This is a genomic window from Flavobacterium aquicola (assembly GCF_003385115.1).
GTDB classification, from domain to species: Bacteria; Bacteroidota; Bacteroidia; order Flavobacteriales; family Flavobacteriaceae; genus Flavobacterium; species Flavobacterium aquicola.
In genome coordinates this window covers 294,833-314,325 of sequence record NZ_QUNI01000002.1, presented here as the reverse complement: position 1 = coordinate 314,325, position 19,493 = coordinate 294,833, and the positions used below count along the sequence as shown (strand labels likewise).

Sequence of the window (19,493 nt, the reverse complement as noted above, 5' to 3'; positions counted from 1 at the left end):
TAATCAAAATTAATTTATATCTATTTCCAGAATGGTATGGTCATTATTGCCATAATTTCTAGCACTGCTATATTTCCATTCTATGGGATCTGTTACAAATCCTGCTTCAACGGGGTTATTATGAATGTAATTTAGTTTTTGTTCAAATACTTTCAATGACCAAATTTCAATTGGATGATTGTTTTGCTGCCAAAACTGTCTAAAGGTTACATTGCTGTTTTTTTTACCTGCTCTTTCAAACATCCACAACATCCATTCTTTTCTGCTTTCTTGTGGATTTTCTTCTATTAATTTTAATAGTTTTTTGGATGTAAAGCCTTTGAAATCTCTAATTAATCCTGATGGATCACCTAATGCGGAACGGAAGATTAAATGGACATGACTATGCATAATAAAATATCCATAAATTTCCATTCCTTTGTTTTTTCTGCAAAAATCTAGAGATTCTGTGATAGCCGAAAAATAAACGTCTCTTGTAAAAACATCTATCCAATTCACTGTAGCAAAACTTATAAAATAAGCTCCCGATTTTTCTCCAAACTTGTACTTTTCGCTCATAGTATTAAAATAAGTTTTCCTCAAGATTGCGGGCACGAGCGGGACGCTCGCGCTAGCGGGGGAAATTATTATTTTCTACAAGTTTTTTCATCTGTCCTATAATTTGGTTATTACTAGATGTTTTTATTGAACCATGATTAAATACTGTAAATTCTATTGTTGAAGTTTCTATGAATTTTAAAATATTTTCATTAAGAATTGATAAGTTGAAAGTTAATATGTTCAATTTTTCACTTGGAAATATTGCAGGAACTACATTGGTAGACAAAATACGACCCTCCTCAAAATTATTCGTGAGGCTATATGGATTTGTAGCTGTAAGTTCCGCCTGTATAGTTGCTTTTATTATGGCAGCAATTTTATATTTTTCGGCGACGTGATTACCTGTATTAGTTATGAGAACTTCAATTTTGAATTCATAACGATTTATATAATTTGTATTAACAAGTTGTACAATAAAACTATCTATTTTAATCATACTTGCAGAAAATCGTAAATATGAATCTCTAACTTCATATTCCTCCATTGGTACAGACTTAAAATTAAATCTTCGGTAATATTTGTTATCACCGTTTAAATGAGGACTATTAGGTGATTTAGGAATTTTGACAACATACACCGTTTTGGTAACATCATTATCAAAACGTACCGGCATAATTAATAAATTTTGAATTCGTTGTTGTATGTTCGAAGTTATTTTATTCTCAAGCCATTCTTTATTATATTTATTTCCATCTACAAAAGAAGTACTAGTTGCTACATGATTTTCTTCATTTATTCCATAAAAAATAAGTCCACCATCTGAATTTGCAAATGCACTAACATCTTTTGAAATTTCTTTACCGTCACCAGATGATAATGCTCTAGCATCTTTAAAATCAATATTAATTGATTCTTCTGTTCTTGAAGCAATTATTCCTAAAATATCTTCTTGAGTAAATTCTGTTTTATCTAATAAACTTGACATCTATATAATTTATTAAGGATTTAGTGCTAAATGTAAGGTTTTATTTTGATTTTGTTTTTACTCAAACTTTTAAATATGTCAATTTTTAAGCGAACTGACGAAGTAATCAGCTCCATAAAAAAAATGCTGTAAAACCTAAGTCTTACAGCACTTTCGCCCCAAATTAACCAAATTAAATAAATAAACTATTCTTTTATATCGTCACCTTCTTTAATTTCTTCGCTAGCAATTTTTATCAGTTTGTCTTTTGAATTCAAATCACCAAATATTTCAATTTTATCATCGATTTCTCTTCCTTTTTTAACGTCGATTCTGGTGGCTTTGTGGTTTACGACTTTAATCACAAAAGTACCTTCCGCAGCATTCACGAATGCCGATTTTGGTATTACAAAAGTGCTGTCTTTAGCGTTCAGCGGTAAAACCACTTCGGCAACCATTCCCGGCAGTAAATTGCCTTTGGTGTTGTGCACATCCATTTCGACTCTTTCGGAACGCAGTTTCAAATCCAAAGCGCCGGACATTCTCTGTATAGTCGCTTTGAAAGTATCCGGCAGTGATTTTACATTAAAACTCATTTCGTCGCCCTGGTGCAGATAACCCGTGTACAGCTCCGGAATAGAAACCGCCAAACGCAGTTTGTCTTGCTGCTGAATTGTCAATAATGGAGAACTCGAAGTAGGCCCAACGAAGGTTCCCAAATTCACGTTTCTTGCTGCCACAACGCCGTCAAAAGGAGCACGGATCTCCAAATAGCCTCTCATAATCGAAACTTCTTTGTGCGCAGCAATCGCCGCCTGATATTGGGCGTAATCCGAATTTTTCTTACCGCTGGCCATTTCCAGATCATTTTTGGAAATCGTTCCTTCTACTTTGCTCGTTTCATACAAACGGTTGTAAGTGCTTTTGCTGGTAGCATAAATCGCTTCCATCGATCGTAATCTTGATTCGGCTGCAGCCAGTTGAGAACTGATTTCGGGAGCTTCTAAAACAATCAGAAGCTGTCCTTTTTTGACTTTCGAACCAATATCGACTTTCAGTATTTTCACAAAACTGCTTACTTTGGCATACAAATCCACCTGCTGAAAACCGGTTAATTCGGCCGGCAAACGCAGTTCGGTGGTTAGTTTTTCTTTTTGCAGAAGAAAGGTTTCTGTTTTAGGTTCGATTTCTGTAACAGCAGCAGTTTCTTCTTTCTTGGAATTACAGCTGTTTAAGAGAAATAAGGCTATAAGGAATAGCGCTGTCGATAGTATAATTTTATTTTTCATTGTTAGATTTTAATGATGAGATATAATGGATGCTTTCTTCGTCTTCAGGATCCAAAGAAACGGATTGTGTTGTGGTATGTTCCTGCGCCCAGGCAAAAATCAGCGGCAGTATCAATAACACCGCAAAGGTGGAGAATAACAGTCCGCCAATAACGGCTCTTCCCAACGGTGAAACCTGATCGCCTCCTTCGCCGTGACCAATCGCCATCGGTAACATTCCCGCAATCATCGCCACCGAAGTCATGATAATCGGACGAAGACGCAAGGCCGCCGCTTCACGCGCTGATTCGAGTGCATTGCCGTTTATTTTTCGCAATTGTTCGGCATTGGTAACCAATAAAACAGCATTGGCAATCGAAACCCCAACTGACATAATGATTCCCATATACGATTGTAAATTCAGCGTTGAGCCGGTAATCGTCAGCATCAATAAGGCACCTAAAACTACCGCCGGAACTGTGGTTAAAATCACAAGTGAAACTTTGAACGACTGAAAATTAGCAGCCAACATTAAGAAGATTACAAAGATGGCAACTAATAAACCAACTTGTAAACTGCTTAATGTTTCGCTCAATACTTTACTCATTCCAATTGGCGTGATGAATAAACCGCGTGGCAGTTCGCCCAATGAACTGATCGCAGCATCCACATCTTTTGTCGCCGTCCCCAAATCGGTTTGATGGATGTTGGCGGTAACCGTAATATACGGCATAGCACCTAAATTGTCGTTTTCACCGCTTACATACCCAGGTGTGATTTTGGCAACGTCGCTCAAAACGGGACGAAGCGAGTTTTTCAATACCGGAATTTCTCCAATATCGGTTTTGCTTTTCATCTGATTAAGCGGTACCTGAACCTGAACGTTTACCGATAATCCTGATTTTTCATCAATCCACGTATTTTTCTCGGTGTATCGAGAGGAAGATGTCGAAGCAATCAGCGAACGCGAAATATCACCCATATCCACGCCCAATTCGGCTGCACGGGTTCGGTCAATATCAATATTCATCGCCGGATAATGAATCGGCTGGCCAATCTGCACATCACGGAAATAGTCTATTTTATTAAGCTTATCTACGATTTGATTTGCATAGGTTTCATTTCGTTTTTTGTCTTTTCCTGCAATTCGGATTTCGATTGGAGTAGGAGAGCCCTGACTCAAAACCTTATCGGTTAATTCGATAGGCTCGAAAGTCATTTTTACATCCGGCAGTATCTTTTTGATTCGCGCTCGGAACTCGTCTTTAAATTCATCCATATCGGCATGATAATCTTTAAGACTCACCTGAAAAACAGCTTCGTGAGAACCCGCCATGAACAGATAAATTGGGTTAATCGAGAACAAAGACGGGTGCTGACCCACATAAACAGACGATATTCCTATATGTTCAGTGCCGACCATTTTCTTCAGTTCTTTCAAAACTAAAATGGCTTTTTCTTCAGTACGTTCCAGACGGGTTCCGTCGGGAGCGCGCAGTCGCAGCTGAAACTGGCTGGAATTGACTTTTGGGAAAACATCTTTTCCGATAAACGTAATAAACAGAACCGCTAGCACAGTTGCAGTAATCAAATACGTTAAAGCAGCTGCTTTTTTATAAGGAAACAATCGATCAATTGTTCGCATAAAACGAATTCTGAAACGCTCGAAAGCACTGATTTTTCCGTTGCCGTCAGTATCTTCTCTTTCTACATATTCTTTTTTCTGTGTAATCAGATGTTTCTCTGATTCCGGAGTTAAACCACAGGCGTTGAACTCAGCTTCGTCATCTGTGATATTCGGTGCGTGTTCGTGTTTTGGATGGTCTTTCATCAGCCAGTTTGCCATTACAGGAACAAAAGTCTGTGACAGTAAAAAAGAAATTACCATCGAGAATCCGATCGCTAATGCCAATGGCAGAAACAAGGCTCCCGGAATTCCGACCATCGTAAAGGCTGGTGCAAAAACCGCAAGAATACAAAGCAGGATCAATAATTTAGGCAGTGCAATTTCCTGACAGGCATCCCAAATAGCGAGTGCCTTAGGTTTTCCCATGTCGAGATGCTGATGGATATTTTCAATCGTTACGGTACTTTCATCTACCAGAATTCCAATGGCCAGCGCCAGTCCGCTCAGTGACATTAAGTTGATCGTCTGCCCGAATAATTTCAGGAACAAAACGCCCGAAATTATCGAAATTGGAATCGTCAGAATTACAATCAAAGCGGCACGGCGGTCGCCTAAGAATAGTAATACCATTAAACCAGTCAAAACCGCTCCGATAATTCCTTCGGTAATCAAACTTTTAACCGAATTGATGACATAAACCGACTGGTCAAATTCGTATGATAATTGTACATCTTCGGGAAGCGTACTCTGAATTTTAGGCAGTTCTGATTTTAATTTGTGAACCACATCCCAGGTCGAAGCGTCTCCAGCCTTTGCAATACTGATATAAACCGAACGTTTCCCATTAACCAAAGCATAACCGTTGGTCACATCGGCACCGTCTTTTACAGTAGCTACATCGCCTAATTTCAGGTTCTGAACCCCGCCTTTAAACAACGGAATCTGCTCAAAATCCTTAATATTCTTAATCGTATTATTCGTTGGTGAAATGTAATTGATATCGCCAATCCTGACATTTCCAGAAGGAGCTGTCTGGTTGTTGATGCGGATAGCTTCTACAATTTGGTCGGGTGTCATATTGTGCGAGCGCAGTAAGTCTGGATCGACGTTAACCTCTACCGTTCTTGGGCTTCCGCCAAAAGGTGCCGGAGACAATAATCCCGGAATCGAAGTAAACGAAGCACGAACATAGACGTTAGCTAAATCTTGTAATTCATTATTAGAACGTATTTTACTGCTCAAAACCAATTGACCGATCGGCAAAGACGAAGCATCAAAACGGATGATAAACGGAGGCTGTGTCCCTGGAGGAAATGCCGCCTGAATTCGGTTCGAAAGAGCTCCCAATTCGGCAGCGGCCTGCGCCATATTCGTGTTTTCGTAATAGGTTAATTTCATAATCATTAACCCCTGAATATTCTTGGTTTCAACCGATTTGATACCATTGGCAAACGGTAAAATATTCACGTAGTTTTTGGCAAAATAAGCTTCCATCTGGTCGGGAGTGTACCCTCCAAATGGATGAGCGATATAAATTACCGGAAGATTCATTTTCGGAAGAATATCTACTTTGATGTCCTTGATGGCGCCAATTCCGAAGAAAAATAAACCGGCCACCAATACTAATATTGAGATGGGTTTGCGGAGTGCAAAACGTATTAAATTCATCTGGTTGTTAATTAAAATTCATTTGTAAATAAGTCAAAATTGCCCGTGGCTGCTACTTTTAGTAAGAACGACTGCCATACATTATTGTTGACGATATCGCGGTCAATTTCGGCACGGTTCAGCGTAAACATGATTTGTGTCAAATCGGTCAGATCTGTTAAACCGTTTTTGTATAAAGCTGATTTTTGAATGTATGCGCGTTGTGCGGCATTCACCTGAATCGGCGCTTCGGCATAATTTTCCAAAGTGATTTTTATTTTATCCTCGGCAAAATTCAGCTGTGATTTCAGTTCCCTGTCCGCCTGATTGTATTCTTCTTTCAAAGCTTCGGTTACAAATTTTTGCGCTTGTACCTGTTTACTCATTCGGAACGGAGTGGTCAGGTTCCAGCTGATTCCAATTCCGACTAAATAATTAGAACGGTCTGGATTTACGCCGTCCCAGTAATTTCGTGTAAAAGCAGTCTGATCGACAGCATAACCGGTATTAAAACCAGAAGCACGAGTCTGCAAAACACCAAACGCACTCATCGTTGGGTAATAAAAACGTTTGTATAATTTGGTCTGCTGACTGCTGTAATCTGTCTTTGTTTTATAAAACTGTAATAGCGGATGAAGGCTGTCAGGAGCTTTTTCGGCGAAAGCCAATTGTTTTGGAATCTGATTCACAAAAAGCGTATCGGCGATAAAATCCTGCGGTGTCACACCCATTAAATCGACCAGTTTATTGTTTTGTTCTTTGACGAAATTACGTGCCAGATTCAAAGCGATTTTAGCTTTCGAAACTTCGGCTGTCGCCAATGTAGAATCGACTCCGGCTAATAATCCGTTTTTAACGCGGGCTACAGCGGTCTTTTTGAAAACTTCGGCACGGCTCAAATTCTTTTGCTGTGAAATCAATAATCGTTGGCTTGCTAATAAATTCAAGTAAGCCGATGAAATTTTGATTTCCTGTTGGAATTTTTCCTGATTCAGATCTTTTTCTTTAACCTGAACATCTGCTTTGGCCAAATTGATTTTTTCCTGTGCTTTTCCGAAAGTGAAAAAATCCCAGTTCATATTAACAAGATACAAAGCTCCGAAAGCCGAATTCCAGTTCTGCTCCGGAAGTGCGGGACCTGAAGAAGCGGTTCCAAGACCATTGAAACCGTACAAAGCACCATTCTGCCCATTGATAGTTCCGTAATCCTGCTGTGCAGACAGGTTCAGATTAGGGAGATAATCGCGTTTGGATTGTTTAAGTGTTTCCTGAGAAGCCTTGCTGTAGTTGTTTTTTGCTTTTACAGAGCCGTAGTTTTCAAGACCTGTTTTTAGCGCTTCTTTCAAAGACAGGGTTTGTGAAAAGCCGGAGCTGGCAAAAATCAGGTAAATGAATAAGGTAATTTTTTTGAAATACATAAAACTCAAATGTGAAATTATGCCTCAAAATTATTCCTCTTAAGCGGATATATGTCTCCTTAAATGATGTACTGCAATTATAAATGACCAATTCAATTGGTCATTTATTGCGAATAATAATTAAAAAATAGTAGTTAATTTGTAAACTATTTAAGTATGAAAATGAACAAAAAGTTTAATGATATAATGGAGAATAAATGGTGGCAGGAAATTGCCGTCGTCAGTTTTTCATTTACGATTTATACCCTGAAAAACGATTGGATGCTGTTCAGTTCTTTCGTTTCCATCTTGATGGGTATTTTTTTCTACTGCATTTTATACATGCACGCCCAGTTCAACCGTTTTTTTATACTTCCTATATTATTCAAAGAACAAAGACCGCTGGCATATATTGGTTTAACCCTCTTGGGAGTATTTGTATTTTCGATAGTCTTATATGAAATTACAGATCTGGATATGTTTGCCAAATGTCATTTGTATCAAAACTCGCATCAGCGAAGTTATGTCTATCAGCTGGCAAGTGTTTTGGGAACTTTGGTCTGTATTTTGAGTCCGATAATTGTTTTTAAATTCTACCGAATTAATAAAAAACAGACAGATGAAACACTGCTTTTCAATCAGATGCAGTTAAATTCTCTGAAAGGACAATTGAATCCTCATTTTTTATTCAATACTTTCAACACACTTTATGGAATTAGTTTAGAATTCCCTGAAAGAACTCCCGATTTAATCATGAAAGTTTCGCAGTTAATGCGTTATCAGTTGGAAAGTAATAACAAACAATGCGTTTCGCTGGAAGATGAACTGGAGTTTATCAATAGTTATATTCAGCTGGAAAAAGAGCGTGTTGGTTACCGCTGTGATATTACGTATGATAGTAAAATTGACAATGAGAATGCCTATAAAATTTCGCCCATGTTATTGATTGCTTTTATAGAAAATGCTTTCAAACACGGAACTTGCGCTATCGAAAAATGTTTTGTCCGAATTATTATTACCGTCGAAAACGGTTTATTGCATCTGCATGTTGTGAATTCAATTCCGAAGAAAACGGATGTGGTTTCGACTAAAATCGGTTTGAAAAACACCATCGAACGCTTGAATCTGATTTATGGAAAAGAGTACCAGCTGGATATTAAAGATGATAAAAATACTTATATTGTAGATTTAAAACTGCAGCTAAAAAAGTTTGTATAATGAAAGAACCAAAAAAATGCATTATTGTTGACGATGAGCCGGCAGCGCATTATGTTTTGGCAAATTATATCAAACAGAATCCGCAACTAGAATTGGTTTTTCAGGGCTATAATGGCATTGAAGCGATGGATTATCTTCGGGAAAATAAGGTCGATCTGATGTTTTTGGACATTAATATGCCTGAGATTTCAGGTATGGAACTGCTGAAAATTATTCCGAATCATCCCAAAACGATTTTAACGACAGCTTATTCTGAATTTGCTTTAGAAAGTTATGATTATGGCGTGATTGATTATCTTTTGAAACCTATTTATTTTCCAAGATTTCTGAAGGCTGTTGAGCGTTTTTTCTCCATGGAAATCATCAAAACCGAACCCGTAGAAGTGATTGTAAATTCAATTGCAGTAAAGGTTGACGGTTATATGATTGACATTGCATTAGACGAGCTTTTATATGCGCAGAGTTTTGGAAATTATGTGAAGCTGTTTACGACAAAAAGAGTGTATCTGGCTTCGATTACGACTGCCGAATTAGAAAAAGAACTTCCCGAAAAAAACTTTATCCGAATTCATAAATCGTATATCGCAGCAATCGATAAAATTGACGATACCGACAAGGATTTTGTCCTTATCAAAAAGGAAAAACTGCCAATCGGAATTACCTATAAACGCGAATTAACAGATCGATTGAAAAATAAAACTTAGAAATAAACGTGCTTACTAACTCAATTATTTCAAACAAGAAGCCTGCTTAAGATTAATTTCTGGCAGGTTTTTTTATATGTTTTTACTAGCCGAATTTTTCCAGATCGATAGATTTACACCTTTAAAAATCAGCCATAAACTAAGTGATAATTCTGCAATAAAACACGGCATCAGTAATGTGATATCTGCAAATTGCGGTACAAGAATCAGTACAAAACTATTGGTCAAGTAGCATAAGCCCGCAATTGACATTAAAACTCCAATTGTTTTTGGAAAATAGCGGGACTTAAAAAATAAATAACCTTCGATAAGGCAGACAAACCCAAAAAATATTAATCCGATTCCAAAACCAAAATCATGCAGTTTAGTCGAAAGATAAGACAAAGAATTTAGCTGGTCTGGGCTAAAGGATTTTAAATATTCAGTATCTTTTAGGAAGAATAATGCTGCCAGCAGATTCAATTTATTGATGACCAAAACAGCAGTCTGTATTAAATTAAAAGACAAATTAAGCAAAGCAAGTTTTTTGTTTACTGGTCTTAACAGGTAATATAAAATTATCATTACTGGCAGATCACAAATATGCATGATCAGATCTGCACTAATACCCACCCGCCATAGAAATTCAGAATTCATGATATTGCCTGCAGTCGCAGCGACGTCTCCATAAACAAGTAATTTATTTCGAACTAAAAGCTGGCCAAATACACCTGCTATAATAATTAATAAATAAAGCATTCCTGCTATTCTTGCATAAAGCTGCGGTGACTGTTCGAAATTTTTGAGGGTCAGTTTCATATTTGTATTTTCTTCTGGGTATGACGATTGATTTTGAAAATTGTTACCAAATAAACTTTTTAGAAACCTATTTCCATTCAAGAGATTTCAAATTTAGAATTATAATTCAATAATTTTTTCAGCTAATTATATAACTTGAAATACCATTAAAACTTGAACTTTATAAAATTGTTAATTACTGAAAACTAACAGTTTAAAAATATAAAGTTATGGGAGATCATAAAGATTTAAAAGACAGTTCTGCTGTTCAGAAAATAAAAGATTTAGCAGAAAATATAAAAACGTGCATGTTCTGTACTTACAATGGAGACAAGCTGAATTCTAGACCAATGACTGCACAGAAAGTTGATGAGGAAGGGGTTCTTTGGTTTTTGTCCGATAAGACCAGTGTAAAGAACCATGAAATATTAGAAAATTCCAAAGTGGAACTTTTTTTCTCAGAACCTCACGACCAATTTTTGACATTGCATGGTCATGCTACAATTTTGTATGACAGGGAAATCATAAAGGAGCTATTTACTCCAATTGTAAAAGTCTGGATGCCAGAAGGTGAAGATGATCCCAATTTAAGCGTGATAAAAGTAGTTCCCGATGAAGGATATTATTGGAATAACAAAAACGGAAAAGTGGTGGCATTAGCCAAAATGACTGTGGCTTTTATAACAGGTAAAACTATGGATGACGGAATTGAAGGAAATTTGAATCTGTAGAATTCAATAAAAAAGGCAGCTGTTTTTTTAAAACTGCTGCCTTTTACGTTCTAATAATTGTCTTACGCATTTATTTTGTGCCTAACTCTTTTAGGAATTGATCTACATCTTTTGTATCCCAGCCCATTGCTTTAATTATAGCTTTGGCCTTTCTCGCATTTTCTATTGCTGCTTTTTTATCATTGATTTTATTGTACAGTCTCGCCAACAAAAGAGTGCTTTCGGCTGAATTATTGATTTCAACGGAACGTTTAGCCCAAGCAACAGCTTTTTTTAAAGCTTCTTTATCGGTAATATGATCAATGTAAATTTTGGAAATACTGTTAATCGCTGGGTAGTCATTCCAAGCTAGTTTCTCTGCCGATTCTAAAGTAGTCTGCTGATAATTTTTCCAGCTTTTGATGCCCTCATACATTTGTAAATCATACTTAAAAACCAAAGAATCTACTTTTGCAATATTGATGTTTTTTGCAAGTATCCTATTTTTAGAATAGTTGATAGAATCTAAATAATTCATGTTTTGGGTCAGCGTTTTTTTGACCACACTCATAATCTTCGCTTCGACTCTTTTTGTGGAAGATACTTTAGCAAAATCATTTTGATGATTTATAATTGTTTCAAAACCTTTTGAATTTAATTCATTCACGCCAAATGCCAAAATTTTCCAATTAGCAGCAGTTATCAGCTGGTCTTTTTGCGCAGCTAAATATTTGGCTGTTACATCATCGCTTTTGTCGGAATCGACACTTTTTCGTAAAGCACTCAGATAAAGAATGCAGTTTTCAGAATTCGTAATATCCTCATTAAATTTTCTTTCCAAATACGGCAGCTGCATATTTGGGTTTAAGGCTTTTTTGGCTTCAGCAATAAATTCGTCGGTAGTAAATTCCCCGCCGGTGCTGTATAGATGGGTTTCTTTTTCATCCAAAAAAAGAAAAACAGGAAAGGATTTTATGCTGTACTTTTTCATGAATTCTTTTCCAGCAGGCGTTTCCGAATCCATCATTACATTGATGAAATTACTGTTGTAAAAAGAAATTACTGCGGGATCTTTTAAAACCGTGCTTTTCATTTTGTTGCAATGGGAACACCAGGTAGCATAAACCATAATAAATAGCGGTTTTTTAGAAGCTTTGGATTGTTCAAGTGCCAGTTTATAATCGTTTTCTATAAAGTTTATGGATGTTTTTTGGCCCTTTACTACAGAGGTTAAAAGCAATAAAAAAATGATACAGATTTGTTTAACGGGAGCTTTCATCTATTGATAATTTGTGCTGATTGTATGGAATTGTCGAAGCTGCAATTTACTGCTTTTTATCTGGATTAAAAAGGGAGTCGTTCGCTGCACGGCATTCGTTTTAAAACTAGAACTAATTCTGGAGACAATTTGTGACAATTTGTGTAATTGCTCCGTCTGTTCGTTATCGCTCGGGTTGTGGCGGAAATTTTTAAAAGCGAATGCCGTGACAAATTATATAATACTTTTAGATTCAAATATTAATCCTTACTTTTGAACCTCACAAAAAAAACAAAAAATATGGCGACTATAACGTTGGGAGGAAATCCAATCCACACTTCAGGTGAATTACCAAAAGTAGGTTCAAAACTGGCTGATTTTAAATTAGTTCAAAACGACTTGTCTATTGCAGATTTAAGCACTTTTGCAGGCAAAAAATTAGTTTTGAATATTTTTCCAAGTATTGATACTGGAACATGTGCTACTTCTGTTAGAAAATTTAACGAAAGTGCCAGCAGTTTAGCAAATACTACCGTTTTATGTATTTCTAGAGACCTGCCATTTGCCCAAAAACGTTTTTGTGGTGCTGAAGGACTTGAAAATGTTGTAAACTTATCTGATTTTCAGGAAGGTACTTTTGGAAAAAACAATGGTCTTGACATTGTTGACGGACCGTTAGCTGGCTTACATTCCCGAGTAATTATTGTTACTGATGAAAATGGTGTGGTAACTCATACAGAGCAAGTTGGTGAAATTGCGCATGAACCTAATTATGAAGCTGCATTAGCAGTACTTTAAACGTCTACGATGGAATTTCAAAAAGACAATACATTACTTACCGGCCGGTTGAAAAGCGTGAAATACGCTTTTCTTGGAGCCGTAAAATTAATAACTACCGAGCACAGTATAATGGTTCAGTTTTCTCTTGGAATCCTGATGAGTATTGCTGGTTTTTATTACCATATTTCTACCACCGAATGGCTTTTTCAAACTATGGCTATCGGATTGGTGATGAGTATCGAAGGATTGAATACAGCGGTCGAAAAAATTGCCGATTTTATTCATCCTAATTATCACGAAAGAATTGGTTTTATCAAAGATATTGCAGCTGGAGCTGTATTTTTTGCTGCATTAACAGCAATAGCTATTGGTCTTATTATTTATATCCCAAAATTTTTATAGGTTCAATTTAATTCAAGAATGGCAAAATCTACAAAAAAAGAAACTTTAGATAAAAAGAAAGATTCCGAATCCAAAGATGTAAAATCCTGGCAGTTAACTAAACAGCACAGAATTGTTTTGGGTGCTCTTCTGGTTTTATTTTCGATAGCATTATTGGTAGCATTTGTTTCCTTTTTTATTTATGGGAAAATAGATCAAAGTGCTGTTTCTGAATTGACTGACCGCAAAGAAGTAATTCAAAACTGGCTCGGAAAATTTGGAGCCTATCTTGCTGATTTAATTATATACCGCGGTTTTGGTATTGCCTCTTTTCTTTTTGTGCGTTTATTTTTCCTTACCGGAATGTATTTAGTTTTAGATCTTTCGATCAAAAAGCTGAAAGCGACATGGTTTTGGGACTTATTTGCCATTATTGTTTTATCTGTTCTGTTTGGATTTTTTGCTGCATCGTTACCGGAATTAGGAGGTACTATCGGATATGAACTAAATTTATTTCTTCAGGATTATATAGGAAAAACCGGTACGCTGTTAGGGCTGATTTTCGGGCTGATTATATATTTGATTTTCAAACTGCAGGTATCTCCAGAAAAAGTACAGTCGTTTTTTGAAAGTACCAAAAAAGAGATTAGTGAAGATATGGCTGTCCGTCAGGCAGTAGTTTCATCAAATGATCCTAGTTATAATCTGGAAGAATTTGCTGTAGAAGAACCTGCAGAAGAACTGGAAGAAGATTTAATAGACGACATTCATTTAAAAACAGCTAATTCTCAATTTGAAATTAATAAAGAGGCTTTAAAACCAACAATTTCAAGTTCTTCTGAAATTAATCTGGAGCCTACGCTCAAGCCGCTTCCGATGGATATTCTGCCTCCAAACCCAGAACCCATAAAAGAGGAAGCTTTTGTAATTGAAAAAGCTCCTGAAGAAGACATTATAGAAGAAAATTTAGCTTCAAAATTGGTAGCTGATTTTGGATTATTTGATCCTACGTTGGATTTATCCAATTATAAATATCCTACCATCGATTTATTAAAAGAGTATTCGACCGGCGGCATTACGATCAATCAGGAAGAATTAGAGGAGAACAAAAACAGAATTGTTGAGACACTCCGCAATTACAAAATCGAGATTGCACAAATTAAAGCTACCGTTGGTCCATCGGTAACTTTATATGAAATTGTACCCGAAGCCGGTATCCGTATTTCTAAGATTAAGAGTTTAGAAGACGATATCGCTTTGTCGCTTTCAGCATTAGGAATTCGTATTATTGCTCCAATTCCTGGAAAAGGAACTATTGGAATCGAGGTTCCGAATAAGAATCCTACGATGGTTTCTATGAAAAGCGTGATTGGTTCTGCTAAATTTCAGGAAGCCGAAATGGAACTGCCTATTGCTTTGGGGAAAACCATTTCGAATGAAACATTTGTTGTCGATTTGGCCAAAATGCCTCACTTACTGATGGCAGGTGCTACCGGACAAGGAAAATCGGTTGGACTGAATGCAGTAATCACTTCATTGCTTTACAAAAAACATCCTGCCGAAATTAAATTTGTCATGGTCGATCCGAAGAAAGTCGAGCTGACACTTTTTAATAAAATCGAAAGACATTATCTGGCCAAACTTCCTGACACTGACGATGCGATTATCACCGATAATGCAAAAGTAGTAAATACGCTGAATTCGCTGTGTGTGGAAATGGACAACCGTTATAATCTGCTGAAAGATGCGATGGTTCGTAACATCAAGGAATACAATGAAAAATTCAAATCCCGTAAATTAAATCCTGAAAACGGGCATCGATTTTTGCCTTATATTGTATTAGTAGTCGATGAGTTTGCCGATTTGATTATGACGGCTGGAAAAGAAGTCGAAATGCCTATTGCCAGACTAGCGCAATTAGCCAGGGCAATTGGGATTCACTTGATTATTGCTACTCAAAGACCTTCGGTAAACGTTATTACAGGTTTGATTAAAGCCAATTTCCCTGCGAGAATTGCGTTTAGAGTTTCTTCAAAAATTGATTCACGAACTATTCTTGATACACAGGGAGCTGATCAGTTAATTGGCCGCGGAGATTTACTTTACTCTAATGGGAATGATGTTGTAAGGGTGCAGTGCGCTTTTGTGGATACTCCTGAAGTGGAAAAAATTGTTGATTTTATTGGTTCACAAAAAGCATATGCGACCGCTTATCTGCTTCCCGAATTTGTTGGTGAAGACGGTGGTCTTAGTTTAGAAATGGATATTTCGGAAAGAGATACTTTATTTAGAGAAGCTGCTGAGGTAATTGTAAATGCGCAACAGGGTTCGGCATCATTATTGCAGCGTAAACTGAAACTGGGTTATAACAGAGCAGGGCGACTAATCGACCAATTGGAGGCAGCTGGAATTGTAGGCCCTTTTGAAGGCAGTAAGGCCAGAAGCGTGAACATACAGGATATGGCCAGCTTGGATCAGTTTTTTAATAATGAAAATTAGATTTTTAGACTGCTTGATTTTGGACTTTTAGACTTTGATCTCCATGTATTAATAATTTAGCTTTTTTTTAATGTTTTTCGCCTTTTAGCTTTTTATTTTTGCACTAAATTTCCCGTTACCCGGATTTGCGTGAGGGATAGGAATAAGCTACCAAAGTAGCATGGATAGCCCGACTTTATTTAGGGAAGGGGCTAATGACCGCCGCGAAAATAAGCCCCTTTCCTAAATAGAGTCACGCCCGAATAATTGATCCCAAATGAATTAATAATTTGATACAAAACACAGAACAAATGACAGTACAGAACAAAATAGGAGTTAAGATGATCTTGGGATTTTTAATGATCTTTTTTATTGGATTTTCCTCTCAGGCTCAAGATGCAAAAGCGAAAGCTTTATTGGATAAGGTAACTGCTAAAGTGAAAAGTTACGATAATATAACCATTGATTTTAAATATTCACTGAATAATGCTAAAGAGAATATTAATCAGGACAGCAAAGGAACTGTTGTTATGAAAGGGAATCAATATGTGCTGAATTTTATGGGTATTACGAAGCTTTTTGATGGAAAAAAGACGTATACTATTGTTCCTGAAGACGAAGAAATCACTGTTTCGACCCTGAATGATAAAGATGAGGCAGCTATTACTCCTTCAAAAATGCTGACTTTTTTTAATAAAGGCTATAAATTTTCGATGGATATCGTTCAGAATGCGGGCGGTAAAAAAATCCAGTATATTAAATTGGTACCAAGCAATCCAAAAGATCAGAGAAAAGAGATTTTGGTAGGGGTGGACTCTAAAACCAATAATATCTACAACATTATTGAAATTGGCAAAAAAGGCACAAAAACGACTTTGACCGTGAATTCTTTTAAAACAAATCAGGCTTTACCAAAAAATCAATTTACCTTTGCGGCGAGTAAATATCCCAATTATTACATCAATAAATTAGACTAATTATTTAGTGAAAATTCTAGACAAATACTTATTAAAAACTTTTCTAGGTACATTTGCCACGGTATTTGTTATCCTCTTTTTCGTATTCATACTGCAGACTGTCTGGCTGTTTATAGCTGAATTAGCCGGTAAAGATCTGGATTTCTTTATGGTAGTTAAATTTTTGGCTTTTTCGATGCCCCGGATTGTGCCTTTGGTATTACCGCTTTCTATTTTATTGGCTTCGATAATGTCTTTTGGAAACTTATCTGAACATTATGAGTTTGCGGCGATGAAATCTTCCGGAATTTCACTGCAGCGGGCTATGCGAAGCCTGACTATTGCCATTGCGATATTGAGCATTATTGCTTTTTTATTTGCTAATAATGTGATTCCGTATGCTGAATTTAAGTTTATCAATTTCAGAAAAAATATTGCTCAGGCTAAGCCTGCTCTGGCTATTACTGAAGGGCAATTCAGTGATGTCGGGATGTACAATATCAAGGTGAATAAAAAATCAGGGGAAAACGGCAATCGTCTGACCGGTATTACGATTCATCAAAAAGCACAAAACGGGGATGGCGGTAAAACGGTAATCCGTGCCACAAACGGAGAATTAATAAGTAATGAAAAAACAAATCTGCTGCAGCTGGTTTTAAACGACGGGAACTATTATCAAGATATTGTACCCAAAAAGTATGAAGAAAGGAGCAAACTGCCTTTTGCAAAAAGTTCCTTTAAAGTTTACCGGATCAATATCGATTTATCCCAAATGAATAAAGTGGATACCAAAGACGAATCGGTGTCGAATACAAATAACATGCTTAATGTTAGTGATTTAAAGTATACTTTGGATTCCCTGAATAAAAACAGAGATAATGATATTATCGCTTTTTCGGAAACCAGCACCTCTAGACTGCAGGTTCTTAATAATAATAAAGCACCAGCTCCAAGAAAAAAAGGACTGGTGAAAAATTTATTATCTCTTTTTGATAATGAAAAAAAGGGAACGATTTTGGCGACTGCCAGCAGTAATGCACAAAGTCTGCTTTATTCTATTGATGCTACTAAAACCGAACTGGACAATAAAAAGAAAAATATAAACAGCCATATTTTGTCATTAAATGATAAGTTTGTTATTGTATATGCCTGTTTTTTAATGTTTTTTATAGGAGCTCCTTTGGGTGCTATTATTCGAAAAGGGGGGATTGGCTTACCAATCGTATTTGCAGTATTGATTTTTATATCGTTTCACTTTATCAATACCTTTGGCAAAAGAATTTCTCAGGAAGACGGCCTTGCACCTTTTTTTGGCTCGTGGATGTCCTCGATGATTTTAACGCCATTGGCACTTTTACTAACATACCGTGCAACAAATGATATTGGCCTGATAAATCTTGATGTATTATTGACGCCTATACAGAAAGCATTTCAGAAAATATTTCAAAAAATAATTCCATCTCAAAATAAAGAATAAAATGTCTGCTACAAAAATACAGCTCAACACTATAGAAGAAGCCATCGAAGACATTCGCCAAGGCAAAGTTATTATTGTAGTTGATGATGAAGACCGCGAAAATGAAGGTGATTTTTTGGCTGCTGCCGATAAAGTAACTCCCGAAATGATCAATTTTATGGCCACACACGGCCGTGGTTTAATATGTGCTCCATTAACCGAAAGCCGCTGTAAAGAGTTAGGACTGCACGTAATGGTAAATAATAATACCGATCCTATGGAAACTGCTTTTACCGTTTCGGTAGATTTGAGAGGTAAAGGGGTAACAACCGGAATATCGGCTGCCGACAGAGCTAAAACAGTACTTTCATTAGTTGATCCAAGCACGAAGCCCCATGATTTGGCTCGTCCCGGACATATTTTTCCATTGATTGCCAAACAGGGCGGTGTTCTGCGAAGAACAGGACATACTGAAGCAGCTATTGATTTTGCCCGTTTGGCAGGTTTTAAACCAGCTGGGGTGATTGTTGAAATCATGAATGAAGACGGTTCTATGGCCCGCCTGCCGCAACTGGCTAAAGTGGCTAAGAAATTCAATTTAAAACTGGTTTCTATTGAAGCTTTGGTAGCCTATAGAATGCAGCATGACAGCTTAATTATCAAAAAGGAAGATTTCGATATCAACACCCGTTTTGGAACTTTTCGTCTGAGAGCTTACGAGCAGATTACCAACAAGCAGATTCATATCGCACTGACTAAAGGAACATGGAATCTTGGAGAGTCTATATTAACAAGGATCCATTCTTCGCAGGTAAATAACGACTTATTAGGAACACTGACTAATAATGTTGATCAGCAATTAGATAATATGTTTAAAATTATAAATGATAATGGCAAAGGAGCCGTTATATTTATCAATCAGGATATGTCGGCTGTAAATTTACTGAACCGTATTACTGAATTGAAAGCCCTCCAATCTGAGGGGACAATGAAAGCTCCTAAAGTTGTTATTGATACCAAAGATTATGGAATTGGAGCTCAAATACTGCATGATATCGATATTTCTAAAATCCGTTTAGTTTCCAATACTGAGCAAAGCAAAAGAGTAGGGATGATAGGGTACGGGCTGGAAATTACAGAATATGTGAAGTATTAGATAATTGATAATTGTTAATTGTTGATTGTTAATTGTTGATTGTTAATTGTTAATTGTTGATTGTTAATTGTTGATTGTTAATTGTTGATTGTTAATTGTTGATGGTTAATTGTTGATGGTTAATTGTTGATGGTTAATTGTTGATGGTTAATTGTTGATGGTTAATTGTTGATGGT

Annotated in this window: 16 protein-coding genes; 9 read left to right on the top strand and 7 right to left on the bottom strand. The window is 36.6% G+C overall.

Features of this window, described 5'->3' with window-relative positions; genetic code table 11:
• Positions 1–9 precede the first annotated feature (9 nt).
• The 5 genes from C8P67_RS03885 to C8P67_RS03865 all read right to left on the bottom strand — a co-directional run bounded on the left by C8P67_RS03885 (position 10) and on the right by C8P67_RS03865 (position 7,464).
• The gene (locus C8P67_RS03885; RefSeq protein WP_115810595.1) at positions 10–558 is read right to left on the bottom strand and encodes an REP-associated tyrosine transposase; all 549 of its coding nucleotides are present in this window, start codon (positions 556–558) and stop codon (positions 10–12) included.
• Positions 559–610: 52 nt separating this feature from the next.
• Positions 611–1,525, bottom strand: a complete 915-nt coding sequence (locus C8P67_RS03880; RefSeq protein ID WP_115810593.1) for an AlbA family DNA-binding domain-containing protein — start codon at positions 1,523–1,525, stop codon at positions 611–613.
• 185 nt (positions 1,526–1,710) lie between these two features.
• A complete protein-coding gene (locus C8P67_RS03875; protein WP_115810591.1) occupies positions 1,711–2,793 on the bottom strand; it encodes an efflux RND transporter periplasmic adaptor subunit in 1,083 nt (360 codons plus the stop codon).
• The gene (locus tag C8P67_RS03870; protein WP_115810589.1) at positions 2,783–6,067 is read right to left on the bottom strand and encodes an efflux RND transporter permease subunit; all 3,285 of its coding nucleotides are present in this window, start codon (positions 6,065–6,067) and stop codon (positions 2,783–2,785) included. The genes C8P67_RS03875 and C8P67_RS03870 overlap by 11 nt, the downstream gene beginning before the upstream one ends.
• Before the next feature lie 11 nt (positions 6,068–6,078).
• Entirely contained in the window at positions 6,079–7,464 is a 1,386-nt protein-coding gene (locus C8P67_RS03865) for a TolC family protein (RefSeq protein WP_115810587.1), read from the bottom strand.
• Between the two features lie 162 nt (positions 7,465–7,626).
• Here C8P67_RS03865 and C8P67_RS03860 point away from each other — a divergent pair, with 162 nt between their 5' ends.
• Positions 7,627–8,661 carry a sensor histidine kinase gene (locus tag C8P67_RS03860; RefSeq protein WP_115811045.1) on the top strand — a complete coding sequence of 345 codons (1,035 nt, stop codon included), beginning with the start codon at positions 7,627–7,629 and terminating at the stop codon, positions 8,659–8,661.
• The gene (locus C8P67_RS03855; RefSeq protein ID WP_115810585.1) at positions 8,661–9,365 is read left to right on the top strand and encodes a LytR/AlgR family response regulator transcription factor; all 705 of its coding nucleotides are present in this window, start codon (positions 8,661–8,663) and stop codon (positions 9,363–9,365) included. Before C8P67_RS03860 ends, C8P67_RS03855 begins: the two co-directional genes overlap by 1 nt.
• Positions 9,366–9,437: 72 nt before the next feature.
• Here the strand turns inward: C8P67_RS03855 and C8P67_RS03850 are convergent, their stop codons facing one another.
• Positions 9,438–10,163: a DUF4386 domain-containing protein gene (locus tag C8P67_RS03850; RefSeq protein WP_115810583.1), complete on the bottom strand. Its 726-nt coding sequence runs from the start codon at positions 10,161–10,163 to the stop codon at positions 9,438–9,440.
• Positions 10,164–10,372: 209 nt separating this feature from the next.
• Between C8P67_RS03850 and C8P67_RS03845 the strand changes: the two genes are divergently transcribed.
• Positions 10,373–10,873, top strand: a complete 501-nt coding sequence (locus C8P67_RS03845) for a pyridoxamine 5'-phosphate oxidase family protein (protein WP_115810581.1) — start codon at positions 10,373–10,375, stop codon at positions 10,871–10,873.
• A gap of 70 nt (positions 10,874–10,943) precedes the next feature.
• Here C8P67_RS03845 and C8P67_RS03840 read toward each other — a convergent pair whose 3' ends face one another.
• Positions 10,944–12,131: a thioredoxin family protein gene (locus tag C8P67_RS03840; protein ID WP_115810579.1), complete on the bottom strand. Its 1,188-nt coding sequence runs from the start codon at positions 12,129–12,131 to the stop codon at positions 10,944–10,946.
• A gap of 279 nt (positions 12,132–12,410) precedes the next feature.
• Between C8P67_RS03840 and tpx the strand changes: the two genes are divergently transcribed.
• The 6 genes from tpx to ribB all read left to right on the top strand — a co-directional run bounded on the left by tpx (position 12,411) and on the right by ribB (position 19,317).
• Positions 12,411–12,908, top strand: coding sequence for a thiol peroxidase (gene tpx, locus C8P67_RS03835; protein ID WP_115810577.1), 498 nt, complete (start codon positions 12,411–12,413; stop codon positions 12,906–12,908).
• 9 nt (positions 12,909–12,917) lie between these two features.
• A complete protein-coding gene (locus C8P67_RS03830; protein WP_115810575.1) occupies positions 12,918–13,292 on the top strand; it encodes a diacylglycerol kinase family protein in 375 nt (124 codons plus the stop codon).
• Positions 13,293–13,310: 18 nt separating this feature from the next.
• A complete protein-coding gene (locus C8P67_RS03825; RefSeq protein WP_115810573.1) occupies positions 13,311–15,770 on the top strand; it encodes a DNA translocase FtsK in 2,460 nt (819 codons plus the stop codon).
• A 320-nt stretch (positions 15,771–16,090) separates the two neighbouring features.
• Positions 16,091–16,726 carry a LolA family protein gene (locus C8P67_RS03820; RefSeq protein WP_245980375.1) on the top strand — a complete coding sequence of 212 codons (636 nt, stop codon included), beginning with the start codon at positions 16,091–16,093 and terminating at the stop codon, positions 16,724–16,726.
• 7 nt (positions 16,727–16,733) lie between these two features.
• Entirely contained in the window at positions 16,734–18,182 is a 1,449-nt protein-coding gene (locus C8P67_RS03815; RefSeq protein ID WP_115810569.1) for an LptF/LptG family permease, read from the top strand.
• A gap of 1 nt (position 18,183) precedes the next feature.
• On the top strand, positions 18,184–19,317 hold the full coding sequence (gene ribB / locus C8P67_RS03810; protein WP_115810567.1) for a 3,4-dihydroxy-2-butanone-4-phosphate synthase: 1,134 nt from the start codon (positions 18,184–18,186) through the stop codon (positions 19,315–19,317).
• The last annotated feature ends 176 nt before the right edge of the window (positions 19,318–19,493 follow it).